The organism is Corynebacterium sp. 401_CJEI (assembly GCF_001076435.1).
GTDB lineage: Bacteria > Actinomycetota > Actinomycetes > Mycobacteriales > Mycobacteriaceae > Corynebacterium > Corynebacterium jeikeium_D.
Genome location: NZ_JVIP01000041.1, coordinates 46,730 through 59,580, shown reverse-complemented (window position 1 = coordinate 59,580; position 12,851 = coordinate 46,730). Strand labels below are relative to the sequence as shown.

12 protein-coding genes and 1 tRNA gene are annotated in these 12,851 nt (G+C 57.9%); 5 read left to right on the top strand and 8 right to left on the bottom strand.

The genetic code is table 11. From position 1 onward, the window contains the following. Positions 1-36: 36 nt before the first annotated feature. Complete coding sequence (locus ADM64_RS09125; RefSeq protein ID WP_049193966.1) at positions 37-1,386, bottom strand: DUF4921 family protein; 1,350 nt, start codon at positions 1,384-1,386, stop codon at positions 37-39. Between the two features lie 111 nt (positions 1,387-1,497). Between ADM64_RS09125 and ADM64_RS09120 the strand changes: the two genes are divergently transcribed. From ADM64_RS09120 to ADM64_RS09110, 3 genes are all read left to right on the top strand, one after another. Further along, on the top strand, positions 1,498-1,881 hold the full coding sequence (locus tag ADM64_RS09120; protein ID WP_049193965.1) for a hypothetical protein: 384 nt from the start codon (positions 1,498-1,500) through the stop codon (positions 1,879-1,881). A gap of 255 nt (positions 1,882-2,136) precedes the next feature. Continuing rightward, positions 2,137-3,480: an NADP-specific glutamate dehydrogenase gene (gene gdhA, locus ADM64_RS09115; protein WP_016422934.1), complete on the top strand. Its 1,344-nt coding sequence runs from the start codon at positions 2,137-2,139 to the stop codon at positions 3,478-3,480. Between the two features lie 85 nt (positions 3,481-3,565). Continuing rightward, positions 3,566-4,327: a sulfite exporter TauE/SafE family protein gene (locus ADM64_RS09110; protein WP_049170334.1), complete on the top strand. Its 762-nt coding sequence runs from the start codon at positions 3,566-3,568 to the stop codon at positions 4,325-4,327. An 8-nt stretch (positions 4,328-4,335) separates the two neighbouring features. On the opposite strand, the gene ehuA is transcribed toward ADM64_RS09110, so the two are convergent. The 4 genes from ehuA to ADM64_RS09090 all read right to left on the bottom strand — a co-directional run bounded on the left by ehuA (position 4,336) and on the right by ADM64_RS09090 (position 8,448). Further along, positions 4,336-5,109, bottom strand: coding sequence for an ectoine/hydroxyectoine ABC transporter ATP-binding protein EhuA (ehuA, locus tag ADM64_RS09105; RefSeq protein WP_016422932.1), 774 nt, complete (start codon positions 5,107-5,109; stop codon positions 4,336-4,338). Further along, the gene (locus tag ADM64_RS09100; protein ID WP_369707174.1) at positions 5,110-6,027 is read right to left on the bottom strand and encodes an amino acid ABC transporter permease; all 918 of its coding nucleotides are present in this window, start codon (positions 6,025-6,027) and stop codon (positions 5,110-5,112) included. It abuts the gene before it with no gap. Positions 6,028-6,090: 63 nt separating this feature from the next. Then, positions 6,091-6,984 carry an ABC transporter substrate-binding protein gene (locus ADM64_RS09095; protein ID WP_016422930.1) on the bottom strand — a complete coding sequence of 298 codons (894 nt, stop codon included), beginning with the start codon at positions 6,982-6,984 and terminating at the stop codon, positions 6,091-6,093. A 144-nt stretch (positions 6,985-7,128) separates the two neighbouring features. Continuing rightward, positions 7,129-8,448 (bottom strand): NAD(P)-dependent malic enzyme, encoded by a 1,320-nt coding sequence (locus ADM64_RS09090; protein WP_049193964.1) that lies wholly within the window; start codon positions 8,446-8,448, stop codon positions 7,129-7,131. A 757-nt stretch (positions 8,449-9,205) separates the two neighbouring features. Here ADM64_RS09090 and ADM64_RS09085 point away from each other — a divergent pair. Continuing rightward, positions 9,206-9,964, top strand: a complete 759-nt coding sequence (locus ADM64_RS09085; protein WP_080969583.1) for an Ltp family lipoprotein — start codon at positions 9,206-9,208, stop codon at positions 9,962-9,964. Between the two features lie 149 nt (positions 9,965-10,113). Then, positions 10,114-10,416 carry a hypothetical protein gene (locus ADM64_RS09080; RefSeq protein ID WP_053087298.1) on the top strand — a complete coding sequence of 101 codons (303 nt, stop codon included), beginning with the start codon at positions 10,114-10,116 and terminating at the stop codon, positions 10,414-10,416. A gap of 275 nt (positions 10,417-10,691) precedes the next feature. On the opposite strand, the gene ADM64_RS09075 is transcribed toward ADM64_RS09080, so the two are convergent. The 3 genes from ADM64_RS09075 to ADM64_RS09065 all read right to left on the bottom strand — a co-directional run bounded on the left by ADM64_RS09075 (position 10,692) and on the right by ADM64_RS09065 (position 12,592). Then, positions 10,692-10,765, bottom strand: a tRNA-Leu gene (locus ADM64_RS09075). A gap of 50 nt (positions 10,766-10,815) precedes the next feature. Further along, complete coding sequence (locus tag ADM64_RS09070; protein ID WP_049193963.1) at positions 10,816-11,793, bottom strand: DUF368 domain-containing protein; 978 nt, start codon at positions 11,791-11,793, stop codon at positions 10,816-10,818. A 208-nt stretch (positions 11,794-12,001) separates the two neighbouring features. Next, positions 12,002-12,592: a TetR/AcrR family transcriptional regulator gene (locus tag ADM64_RS09065; protein ID WP_049193961.1), complete on the bottom strand. Its 591-nt coding sequence runs from the start codon at positions 12,590-12,592 to the stop codon at positions 12,002-12,004. Positions 12,593-12,851 lie beyond the last annotated feature (259 nt).

The following is a 12,851-nucleotide window of genomic DNA, read 5'->3' as shown; positions in this document are numbered from 1 at the left end:
AAGACTCCTAACTTCTCTCTACTCTGTGCCAGAGAACTACAGTCGCGACCCGTCTTCGACGAGCGGGTTGTACTTCAGCGAGTTTGGCTGGCACTGGCACTCGGTCGCAATGTGAATGCTGTCCGAAATCTTTCCGGTCTCCCGTAAACGGTACATCTCCGGGACAACGCGGTCGCGCAGATCCCATGGGGAGATGGTGTTCAGATAAATCTTGGTGCCACCTTCAAAACCGGCCAAATTTGAGGTGCGCCACTTAATCATTACGCGCCACGGCATGCGGGCATCCAAATCGACAGGGCGGTGGTGCCATTCCTCGTTACACGGAATGGTGGGCCCGGCAGCGGCATGACATGCGTGAATCAGGTCCGACATTGCGTCTATCTCAGCCCGGGTTTGCAGCCACGGTTCGCAGACATCCGACTTCGAGAAGATCTCCAGCGTCGGGTAGCGGTGTCCGAATCCTGCGAAAGCCACCGCGTGCTCGTTTTCCGCAATAACCAGGTTGTGGCGGGCCGCATAGTCCACTGCGTATTCGTTGTAGATATTCGGGTTCTTGCGCACCGCCTGCACTTCGCGCTTGAGCTGCTCGCCGTGCTCATCGATGGCCACAAGCTGCTTGTGCAAGTGATCGAAGCTTGCGCCTGCCGGTTTCAGCCAGTTTTGGAAAGCGGCCACATAACGCACGTAGCGGTTCCGTCGGTACAGGTCAGCAATCGACTCGACGGTAAACGCAATGAGTGCGCGGTGCTCGGCAACGCTCAATGTGCCAGAAGAAGCCAGCTGGTTATCGTGGGTAGCGGCGTCGACAAAGTGGCGACGGGCAACAATCACATCGTGGCCGCCGGCGAAATAGCTTGGGGCGCGGCGCAGCAATTCCTCGTCGGAAAGCGCGCTGATTTCCTCTTCACTGCGTCCAGCGGCGCGGTAGCGCGTGCGAATGATGTTGAGCACGTGCTCGCGGCCCTTCGGGTCATCGAGGTAGGCCTCCATGCGTTGCTGAGTTTCGCGGTCGGGCTCGAAGCCGTAGTTTTCCGACCAATAGTCATAGGAGACGATCTCGAACAGGTTGGGCACGCGGCGGAACTCCGCAGTGGTGTCGAAGAGCTGGTCGGGCAGTACTCCGGTCACCGTGCTGTAGCCGCCGAATACCGATTCGTCGAGGACAACACGGGCCTTCTCCGGCGGGGTTTGCAGCAGGTTGTTCCAGCCAAAGGAGTCGCGGGATCCAAAATCCTCCTCGCTCAATGGCTGCGGATCCGTGTGCTTAATTCCCAACGGCCGATTTCCACGACCTGGGACTGTCCACACCTGGGTACCGGAAAAAGGATTAACTTGCTTCACCGTGCCGTCGGCAAGCGTGATGAGGGGATTGCTGAAAGCCTGCATAAGTCCAACACTACGTCTTTGCTGGCGGTCGGCGCGCCAACGTAGGGGGACAAGGGCTTGACGACGGTTAGCTATTGTCTGGCCGTCTCGCGTGGCTTAGCCTGTGAAGTTATGTCGAAGATTGTTTTTCACTGCCTGGTGAAGCCGACCGAATCGGAGGCGCTGGCCGAGGCATTTCGTACCAAGTTGAGTGAGTTTGACCGCGCCGGGCGAGTTAGTGACGTGGATGTTTCGGTGGCGTCGGCGGACACGGACGCGCAGTTGGTGGAGCAGTGGGAGCGTGAGAACCCGAAGGAGCCGTTGGGGGATAGGAAGGTATTCCGTTATCTCTTGAGCTTCGATCAGCACGGTGGTTCTCTCAATGAACTCGCTATGGACCTCTCTGAGCTACTGACTCCGCGTGCAGAATTGCCCCCGGACCCAGTGCTGCGTGAGTTCGACGAAATGCTCGAATCTGTTGCGACGTATCCCTGGAATGTTGCCGTATTTAGGTAATTTCCTACCTAATTCGTGAAAAGTGTAAGCCTCCACAGAGTCAGTGATTGGCTTGGCCAACGGGTGTAGCGCGAATCGCTACGAGTTTTCCCAGCAATATGCCGTTGTATAATTATGTCCGCTTCAATATCTACAGTTGCCCAGTCCTTGTGCACACAACCTGTGCCACCGAGTTACGGCAACCGGAAAGTGGTTTACAACCGCTGACGGTTTGTTCTTCGTGGGCGCCATAATGGTTTCGCAGAGAGGTTTATTTTGAATATCGAGCAGAAGGTTTCGGGACTCTATGACCAGATTCTCACCCGAAACGCCGGTGAGCCGGAGTTCCACCAGGCAGTGGCAGAAGTTCTGGAGTCGCTGAAGGTCGTCCTGGAAAAGGACCCACACTACGGTGACTACGGCTTGGTTCAGCGTTTGTGTGAGCCGGAGCGTCAGATCATTTTCCGCGTGCCGTGGGTCGACGACCAGGGTAAGGTCCAGGTCAACCGTGGCTTCCGTGTTCAATTCAACTCTGTGCTGGGCCCGTACAAGGGTGGTCTGCGCTTCCACCCGAGCGTGAACCTCGGCATCATTAAGTTCCTGGGCTTCGAGCAGATCTTCAAGAACTCCCTGACCGGCCTGCCGATCGGTGGCGGCAAGGGTGGCTCCGACTTTGATCCGAAGGGCAAGTCCGAGCTAGAAATCATGCGCTTCTGCCAGTCGTTCATGACTGAGCTGCACCGCCACATCGGTGAGTACCGTGACGTCCCGGCCGGTGACATCGGCGTCGGCGGCCGCGAGATTGGCTACCTGTTCGGTCAGTACCGCCGTATGGCCAACCAGCACGAGTCCGGCGTTCTCACCGGTAAGGGCCTGACCTGGGGCGGTTCCCTGGTTCGTACCGAGGCCACCGGTTACGGCTGTGTCTACTTCACTGAAGAGATGATGAAGGCCAACGGTGCTGACATCAACGGTGCCAAGGTCATCGTTTCCGGTTCCGGTAACGTCGCCATCTACGCCATTAAGAAGGCTCAGGAGCTCGGCGCTACCGTCGTCGGTTTCTCTGACTCTTCCGGTTACGTCTCCACCCCGAACGGTGTCGACGTCGAGCTGCTGAAGGAAATCAAGGAAGTTCGTCGTGCTCGCGTCTCCGAGTACGTCGCTGAGGCTGAGGGCGCTGAGTTCCACGAGGGTGGCAACATCTGGGAGCTCAAGGCTGATGTCGCACTGCCGTGTGCAACTCAGAATGAGCTCAATGGCGAGTCCGCCAAGCTGCTGGTCGACAACGGCTGCCGCTTCGTTGCTGAGGGCGCAAACATGCCGTCCACCCCGGAGGCTATCGAGGTCTTCAAGGCCAACGGTGTCCACTTTGCGCCGGGCAAGGCTGCCAACGCTGGCGGTGTTGCAACCTCCGCTCTGGAGATGCAGCAGAACGCTACCCGCGATTCCTGGTCCTTCTCCTACACCGATGAGCGCCTGAAGCGCATCATGACCAACATCTTCAAGAACTGCGAAACCACCGCCGCTGAGTACGATCACGAGGGTAACTACGTGCTCGGTGCCAACATCGCAGGCTTCAAGAAGGTCGCTAACGCAATGCTGGCTCAGGGCGTCATCTAGTCTGCTAACGTTTCCGCTTTACGACGGATCCTCGGCGACCCCGCCCGTCGAATAGCCGAAAAGCCCACGCTGTAAACTCCCTCCCATGGAGTTATCAGTGTGGGCTTTTGTCTTTATCGTGGCAACGATTTTTGTCGGGGCCCTGATGCAGCGAATAGCCGGTATGGGGCTCGGACTGTTGGGAGGTCCGGTCCTCTCACTGGTTGCAGGTCCCGTAGCAGGAATTTTGATTATTAACGTGCTCGCATCGGTCAATGCGATCATGCAGACCATCTCGGTGCGAGAAAACGTCGATTGGAAGAAGTTCTGGCTGATTGGCCCGGTGATGGCTCTCGGCGCGCTCCCCGGCGCTTGGGTGGTTCACAACACGCCCAGCGGTCCACTCCAGGTGCTGGTCGGCGGGCTCGTGCTACTCGCGCTGCTAGTGACATCCGTTATGCCTCAGCGCATGCGTGTCGACGGCCCACAATACGCCGTTGCCTCAGGCGTGGCCGGCGGTTTTATGAATACCCTGGCCGGCATTGCGGGCCCAGCCATTACCGTTTACGCACAGGCTTCCCGTTGGCCAGCGCAGACATTTGCAGCCACCCTGCAACCGCTCTTCTTTGTTTCCGGCGCGTTGTCCTTGCTGTTCAAGGAAATCAGCGGTGACGTATCTGTCTTCGCCACCACACCGGTTATCCTCTGGCCGCTGTGTTTGGTTGCCATGATTGTGGGTATATTTTTGGGCACTCGCGTTTCCCGACGAGTGCCCATTGTGCAAGCCCGAAAGCTCGCGGTCATTCTGGCGACTACCGGCGCGGCAGTCACTATGTTTCGCGGAATCTCCGCAACTTTTGGCGCTTAGGCTTGCTGTTACTTCAACAGCGAAGACAGGAAGTTGCGGGTGCGCTCGTGCTGCGGATTACCCAGCACCTCATCCGGGGTGCCTTTCTCCACGACCACGCCGTCAGCCATAAACACGACCTGGTCGGCGACTTCGCGGGCAAAGCCCATCTCGTGCGTCACGACGACCATGGTCATGCCCTTATCGGCCAGACCACGCATGACGTTGAGAACCTCACCGACGAGCTCGGGGTCAAGAGCGGAAGTCGGCTCATCGAAGAGCATTAGCTTCGGCTCCATGGCCAGGGCTCGAGCAATGGCAACACGCTGCTGCTGACCGCCCGAGAGCTGAACAGGGTAGGCATCGGCCTTGTGAGCCAGACCAACAGTCTCCAGCAGCTCCATGGCACGCTTTTCAGCCTGCTCCTGAGAGACGCCCTTTACCAGCACTGGTGCCTCGGTGATATTTCCCAGCACCGTGCGGTGCGGGAACAGGTTGAAGTTCTGGAACACCATGCCGATATCGCGACGCTGACGGGCAGCTTCTGCGGCGGAAATTTCGTAGAGGCTGCCGTTCTTTTCGCGGTAGCCAATCAGGGAACCGTCGACGTAGAGACGGCCGGCATTGACCTTCTCCAGGTGGTTGATGCAGCGCAGCAGTGTGGACTTACCGGAGCCCGAAGGCCCAATGAGGCAGGTAACCGTACCGCGTGGAACTTCCAGGTCGATGCCCTTGAGGACCTCGAGACGGCCGAAGTTCTTCCGAACCTTTTGCGCCTCAACCATCAAATCTTTGGTAGTCATTTACTGCGGATCCTCTCGGTAGAAGTGCTCTTCGTCCTTATCGACAACGCGAGCATTTGCAAGCGGCACACCTTCGGCGTCGGCAAGCGCGGCCAGCTGGCGGGCGGTGAGCTGACGGGTAGCGCCGCGGGCGAAGTAGCGCTCAAGGTAGAACTGTCCGACCATCAGAATTGATGTGATGACCAAGTACCAGGTGGCGGCGACAAGCAGCATCGGCACCGGCAGGAACAGCGCATTGGCGATGTCCGTGGAGCGGCCGTAGAGTTCCAGCGAGAACGGCACTGCGATGACCAGCGAAGTGGTCTTCAGCAGGGAGATGAACTCGTTGCCCGTCGGCGGGATGATGATGCGCATAGCCTGTGGCAAGATGGTGCGGCGGACAGTCTGCCACCAGCTCATACCCAGTGCCTTCGATGCTTCGGTCTGGCCCTCCGGGACAGCCTGGATGCCGGCACGGACAATTTCAGCCATGTATGCGGACTCATTCAAGCCGAGACCGACGAACGCTAACACAAAGGTATTGGACAGGACAGTGCTGAGATCAACCTCGGCAACGCCCAGGTCAATCGTCGAGTAGATAGTGCCGAGGAGGCCCCAAAAGACCAGCTGCACGTAGACCGGAGTTCCTCGGAAAACCCACAGGTAGAACCAAGCAACAGTGGACAGCACGGGGTTGTCCGACATTCGGAGTACGGCGACGATGGCACCGCCGACGATACCGATGAGCATGGCCAGGACCGTTAGTGCAATGGTCCAGCCAGCGGCAGCGGCGATTCGTGTGTCGAACAGGTACTGGAAGTAAACATCCCAGTGGTAGGCCTCGTTGCGGGCGGCACCGATGATGAACCACAGGAAGAGCACAAGCAGCACTGCTGCGGTGATCCAGCGACCCGGGTGCGGCAGCGGTTTGGCCTTAATTTCTTCGTTGAGTTCCGCCTGTGTGGCCTCGTAGCGGGCGCCAGACGCAGATGAGTCGCTCACTTAAAGTTCCTCTCCGTTAATAGTGGCGCGTTCCAAAGCACCGTCTTCCAAACCCCATGTGGTCAGGATTTGCTTGTACTGGCCGTTGTCGATGAGGTACTGCAGCGCCTGCTGGAGTACTGGGCCGAGTTCTGAATCCTTCGGAATAGCGAAGCCGAACGGGGCACCATCGTAGATATCTCCGGCAAGTTCGAGTTTGCCCTCAGAACGATTGACCGCGTAGGCACTGACTGGTGAGTCAGCTGCCAGCGCGTCAGCACGCCCCAGCACCACGGTGGTAGCTGCGGTACCAGCATCCTGGTAGGCCAATTTGTTAATTGGTGGCAAACCGCGATCCAGACAATCCTGATTCTTTACCGGCAGGTCCTCCATGTCAGCGACGGTATTGCGCTGAACAGCGACAGTTTTGCCACAGTAGTTGTCGGAGCTGGCGTCGCTGCCCGGGCGACGTGCCCACTGCAGGCCGGTATCCAGGTAGTCGACGAAGTCGTAGGTCTTGCGGCGCTCCTCATTTGAGGTGAAGCCGGAGGCGCCAACATCAACTGCGCCGGCCGACAGGGCCGGAAGAATCAGTGCGAAATCCTGTTCTTGGATTTCCAGCCGCAAATCCAGGACGCTGGCCATGGCCCGCATAAGGTCAATGTCGAAACCGATGATGGAACCGGCGGAATCCTTAAACTCTGCCGGGGCGAATGTTGGGTTGGTGCCGATGCGCAATACTTCGCGCTTACGAAGATCTGCTGGGACCTGTTTCGCCAGTTCGGGGACCGCTGCCGGTTTGATCTCTGACCAGCCCTCCGGGTTACCGCTTTCGTCATTGGTGACACAGCCTGTAAGCCCTAAGAACAAGGTCGCAGTCAGCGTGGCAGCCGCCAATGCGATGGGTCTTTTCATATCTGAATATGTTACCTAGGCACAGGAATACCTTAAATTCGGTACCCCTATTCAGCTGCGTCTTAGGCTGGTGCAGGAAAAGCGCACACTTTTCAGACCTCCCGAGGGATAGTCAGCGCGGGTTGGATAGTCAGCGCCGGTTTTCTAGTTCGCTTCAGCTGCAGCAAAGCCATTGCCAGTGACGTCGAGCGGGCCGACCGCGCCGGAGGCCGGGTCGCTCAGCGCAGCATCGCGGACAGCCTTCGCCACGGCCGGCATGACGCGCGAATCCAGCGCCGACGGGATAATGCGGTCGGCACTCAGGTCTTCTACGCCAACATTTGCAATGGCCTGAGTAGCAGCCAGCTTCATGGCCTCGGTGATCCGTTTGGCACCCGCCTCCAGTGCGCCACGGAACAGACCCGGGAAGGCCAGCACATTATTAATCTGGTTCGGATGATCCGAGCGGCCAGTGGCCACGACGGCTCCGTACTTGCGGGCGACTTCCATCGGAATCTCCGGAATCGGGTTGGCCAGCGAGAACAGAATCGGGTCAGCGGCCATTTGGCTAATCGCATCCTCGCCGATACGGCCGGCAGAGACGCCGATGAACACGTTAGCGTCGACAAGCGCATCGTTGATCGAGCCGGTGATACCGCGTGGGTTAGTCATGCCGGCGCCCCACTGCTTGATGTCGCTCAGTGGCTCGCGGTCCGGGTGGATGATGCCGCGCGAATCGACGACGACGATGTCGGACACGCCAGCGGACAGCAGCATCTTCGTCGCAGCGACACCAGCGGCACCAGCGCCGGAGATGACCACGCGGAGATCCTGGAAGCTGCGACCTGTCAGCTTGCAGGCGTTGATCAGGCCGGCGGCGATGACGATGGCGGTGCCGTGCTGGTCGTCGTGGAAGATGGGGATGTCGAGCTCTTGGTCGAGACGCTGCTCGATCTCGAAGCAGCGAGGCGCGGAGATGTCTTCGAGGTTCACTCCGCCAAACGACGGCGCCAGCGCCTTGACCGTCTGGATGATTTCCTCTGTATTGAGGGTATCCAGGACGATTGGCACAGCGGAGATGCCGGCGAACTGCTCGAAGAGCTGGGCTTTTCCTTCCATCACCGGTAGCGCGGCCTTGGGCCCGATGTCGCCAAGGCCAAGCACGGCGGTGCCGTCGGAAACCACTGCGACGTTCTGGCCGGTCCAGGTGTAGGTGCGGGCCAGAGCCGGATCTTCGTGGATGGCCTCACAGACGCGAGCGACACCTGGGGTGTAGCCGATGGAGAGGTCGCGAATTGTCTCGAGCTTCATGGTGGAGTGGGAGCGGAGCTTGCCGCCTCGGTGTGCCTCAAAGATTTCCGCATCGGTGATGGTCGACGGATCTGTGGGGGCGGTGTCCTCCGGTACTGCGTGAAGTGGCGTCTTAGCGGAGTTCGCGTTCGCAGTGTGGGCGGAGGAGCTAGAGGGGGAATTCGCAGCAGGCATGATGACAGTCCAAAACGTGTTGAGTACTGAGTACTTTGTACTTTGAGAAAACTCGACCGCGGCGTGAGCTGCTGGTGGGCAGTGCGTAAAGCCGGGAGCAAAGCTTGGCAGGTGATACGTAGTGGTGTGCGTAAAAACTAAACCAGTCTTGCTATGCGGGATTGGTATCTCATTATATGGACAGTGGGGTGGAAAATAAAATCTTTGCGGTTGGGGGAGCGGGGATTTGGGAAGTGTCGTGGGGCTGGCGGCCGCGGGCGTGATGCCGGAACCCCGGCTTTTGCCGAGTTCGACGAGTCCTGCCATGGCATCGTTTGTGTTAAGGGCTACTCAGCTGCGTCGTTTGTGATGAAGGTGTGCATCGAGCTTGCTCGGAAGCATCTTTGTTAGGAAGTGCCTTCGGTGGGGTGTCTATGTGCTGTCGGGTTCCATATGGGCGGCTGTCGTTGGAGGGGCTCCATGCCTTGGCCGCTTTTGGCCTTCTATTGGTTTGGAAAATGTTGGCGATATTATTTGCCGATATTGAGTAAGCGCTGGCCGGGGTTGAAGGTTAGTTTTTAAAGAGATTAACCAGTTCCAAGCCCTGTTCTATGGGGTAGAGGCCTGGTTTTTTCTTACCTTCAGTGGTGCCTTATGGTTCGCGAATCGAAAATATTTGTGTAGTGCGGAAAGTTGAATCCGGAGTTCCTGGGATAGTTCCAACTGACGACAGAGAGCTGTTCGTTTATTGCAACTTCTACGCAGGAGGCTTCTTACGATGTCCGATTCCACTTTCCCCCAGAACCCGCAGAGTCCACAGAACCCGTATGGCTCCCAGAATCCGTACGGCTCCCAGAATCCGCAGGATTCGCTGGGGCAGCAGTCCTACCAGCACAGCCCGCAGGATCCGCTCGGCCAGCAGCCCTACCCGCAGGGTCCGTCGGCAGCGGGGCAGATGCCTCCGGCTCCGAAAGAAAAGAAGAAGGGTGGCTGCTTCAAATGGGGTGGTATTGCCGCGGGCGCTGTCGTGGTCCTCGCTGTGGCGGCCAGCTTGACTGGTGGCGGTGACACTGAGTCGGGTTCCGATTCTGAAGCTGCATCTCTCTTTGGTTCGGAGACTGCCGTTGCGGCTGATTCTGGGACTGTTGAGAATGCCGATTTCGCTGAGTCTTCCGAGGCAGGTGTAGATGAGCAGCAAGGTCAGACGGGGGAGCAGCAAAAGCAGGATGAGAAGGTCCCGACCGAATACAAGAATGCTCTCCGCAAGGCAGAGATTTACGCGAATCGCATGCACATGTCGAAGGCCGGTATTTATGATCAGCTGACCTCGGAGTACGGCGAGAAGTTCTCACCGGAGGCAGCCCAGTATGCAATGGACAATCTCGATGCGGACTGGAATAAGAACGCACTGGAAAAGGCGAGAATCTACCAGGATTCGATGGCGATGTCCCCGGATGCGGTTTACGAGCAGCTGACGTCGGAATACGGCGAGCAGTTTACTCCGGAGGAAGCTCAGTACGCGGTGGATAACCTGTAGCAGCGGGCTTCGTTTGTTGATGACGCCAATTGGCCAGAGTCCAGTTGGATGCATGCTGCAGAAGGACGGCTTCCGCTTCACCAGAATGCATTTGCTGCACACTGAACGGCTGTTGGTGAAGCGGAAACCGTCTCGGCAGTTTTTAATGCGTGACCGGGCAGTTGAGCGAGTGTCTGCAGCACAACTTCGGCGCGGTACAATTCGTGCCGTTTATCAACCGCGCCCGCATCGGCGACCGCGGCGGCAAATCAGAAGTAACCGCGGCACTGCGCCGCTACGCAGTCGCAGCCACCTATCTTGCAGAAGACATCGCTGAGTTTCGAGTCTCCATCATAGAAGAGCAGCGGCAAGCTTTGTTGAGTGGGATGTCCGAGTACGTCGATGGCGATGAAGAAGTTTTCAGAGCGTATGCTCGCCTGTTGAAATCAACGGACTCAAAAGCCATGGAGTAGCCACATTCGCGGGGTGCGAGTCCCCGCCATGGCACTGCCCCGTTCACTCAATCGGTAGTGGCGGGGTTTTCTTATGCCCAAAAACAGATTCACCCAGGAGTTAACGCAGGATTCAGCAGGCAATACGTGGCTCTTTTTTGGCTCATTTTTGGTGCAAAATACCCGTGAAAGTACGTGAAAGTGCGTGAAAAAGAGTGAAAGATAGTGAATACTAACCCAACCAAAAACCCGCCCCCACCAGGCTAAAAGTCAGGTGAAGGCGGGTTTTAAAATCGTGCCCCCGGTGAGACTCGAACTCACACTGGACGGGTTTTGAATCCGTTGCCTCTGCCAATTGGGCTACAGGGGCGCAAAGCCGTCGATAAGCGAAAATGCTCTATCGAAGCGACTTTGACTAGTTTAGTCCATCGACCCCGAATTAGAAAAACGGCGCTGCGCATAAGCGACGACGCTGACGATTGCGGCGCCGAGAATGAACAGTCCGAGGGCGAGTCCCCAGTCGGAGCCGATGCCCTGGAGCTCGTTGTTTTCGGTCTGCCACGGCCAGAGAGCGCGCAGTGAACCGAGCATGAGGCCGGACATGGCGACCAACGTGAGCGCCTGGTGCGTACTCAGCAGCCATTCGAGGAGGCGGATGAACAGGACGATGCCGATCAGCGCGCCGACGAAGAACGTGCCGATGTAGGCGAAGTCACGGTCGTGAATTGCGCCCATGGTCGGTGCGTAGAGTCCGATGACCAGTAGGAAGAAAGAGCCCGAAACGCCCGGCAGAACCAGTGCGCACACGGCAATCGAGGCGGCGATGAGTACGAGCCAGAGAGGCGGCTGCGTCGGTGCGGCCTGTGGCAGGGAAGTAAGCGCGAACAGGGCGATGCTGAAGAACAGGAAGACGGCGATGGCCTTGCCGCGCATGCCCGGCTGACGCAGAGCGCCTGGCGGTAGCTCGTTCAGCGGCATGGTGATCGAGGCGGCGATCATGCCCATGAACAGTGCTCGGGAAGCGACTGGTTGGTTGGTGACGAAGTTCTCCATGACGCCTGCCATGGAGAAGACCATGGCAACCATGCCGATAGCCACCGGAATGAGCAGCCACCAGTCGATCCTGCGTAGGTCCTCCTTGAAGGTGCCCTTCGACATTGCCCGCGGCAGATCGGTGATGCGCTTGGCCGATTCAATCAGGCGTCCGTAGATGCCCGTGATCAGCGCAAGCGTGCCGCCGGAGACCCCCGGAATCGTCTCGGCGAGACCAATGAGGCCACCGCGAACTGCGTTGGCGATGACACCCAGCGGGGTCGGCTTCGGGATTTCAGAGTAGGGGCTCGTGGTCGGCAGCGTGGTCGACTCTGCGCCAGGAGCGCTCGTATTTTCAGTAGACATCGCAGGCCATTGTATGTCTTCCACCTGAGAAGAAGCGTATTTCCGTGTGTGTATTAGTGGCTTCGGGGTGCGATTAAGGACACAAAACAAAAAGCAGCGCCTGGGGTGGCGCTGCTGATTCAGTGAGTTACGCAGGAGTAGTCGGTGGCAGTGGGTGGTGGCAGTAGGCAGTGGGCAGTGGAGCTGCTTCCTTGGCCGTGCTCAGTTCTTAGCCGTGCTCGATGATTTGCTGCAGGCAGCTGCCCAGGGCCTCAACCGAAATCCTCGGCGCGTTGGCCTCATCAATCAGACCAGTATCAGAAAGAACTAGGTATCCGACGCAGAGGGAAATAGCCATCTGGCTGCGGTGCACAGCAGCGTCGTGGCTAACGTCTTCCGGTCCGTCCTCTTCGACGCGGCGAATCAAGTCATCTGCAACAGCTTCATTGAACCGCTCGGCAATGACTTTTGCGGTTTCCTCGGAGTCGAGGGATCCGACAATCAGCGGAATCATGGACTGTCCGGCCATTCCTTGACCAGTCAAAATAGCGCTGGCCATCCGCTGGCCAAGTTCATTGAAGGGAGCTCGGCTGAGTGTGCCTTTGAACTGGCTGAAGTCAATCAGTTCGGCCATGAGACCTTCTTTGGAGCCGAAGTACTTGATGATGAGCGGCGCGCTAACGCCCGCATCGCTGGCAATTTCCTTCAGCGGCACGCTTCGCAAAGGCTTGCGCGCGAAGTGCCGAGCTGCAGCCGCGATGATGCGCTCGCGGGTGGACTGGGCGCTCCGTTGGAAATCGGTCGAATCGAACTCACTCATGCTGAAGAGTCTAAAGCCATGAAAGCGTAACTACGCCAATTGATTTCAGAGGCATGCGCAGGACGTGGCGATATGTTTTCGCGGCCACCTCAAAGAGGGGGTAATTTCGAGGTGCCTCATTTGGGGCAGGTTCCGTGCATGTTGTTGACCAATCGCTGGAAAATATGGAAAAACTCCAGGAAAATAAGGCGAATATTAAAGTTGGATTACAGCATTTCGGAAACTGAAACCAGGTGCCAAGCGACGCTCGAGAGGCTCA

Coding starts and splice junctions, on each gene's coding strand:
- ADM64_RS09125 (WP_049193966.1), bottom strand. CDS start 1,386: ATGCAGGCTTTCAGCAATCCCCTCATCACGCTTGCCGACGGCACGGTG.
- ADM64_RS09120 (WP_049193965.1), top strand. CDS start 1,498: ATGTCGAAGATTGTTTTTCACTGCCTGGTGAAGCCGACCGAATCGGAG.
- ADM64_RS09110 (WP_049170334.1), top strand. CDS start 3,566: ATGGAGTTATCAGTGTGGGCTTTTGTCTTTATCGTGGCAACGATTTTT.
- ehuA (WP_016422932.1), bottom strand. CDS start 5,109: ATGACTACCAAAGATTTGATGGTTGAGGCGCAAAAGGTTCGGAAGAAC.
- ADM64_RS09095 (WP_016422930.1), bottom strand. CDS start 6,984: ATGAAAAGACCCATCGCATTGGCGGCTGCCACGCTGACTGCGACCTTG.
- ADM64_RS09090 (WP_049193964.1), bottom strand. CDS start 8,448: ATGCCTGCTGCGAATTCCCCCTCTAGCTCCTCCGCCCACACTGCGAAC.
- ADM64_RS09085 (WP_080969583.1), top strand. CDS start 9,206: ATGTCCGATTCCACTTTCCCCCAGAACCCGCAGAGTCCACAGAACCCG.
- ADM64_RS09070 (WP_049193963.1), bottom strand. CDS start 11,793: ATGTCTACTGAAAATACGAGCGCTCCTGGCGCAGAGTCGACCACGCTG.
- ADM64_RS09065 (WP_049193961.1), bottom strand. CDS start 12,592: ATGAGTGAGTTCGATTCGACCGATTTCCAACGGAGCGCCCAGTCCACC.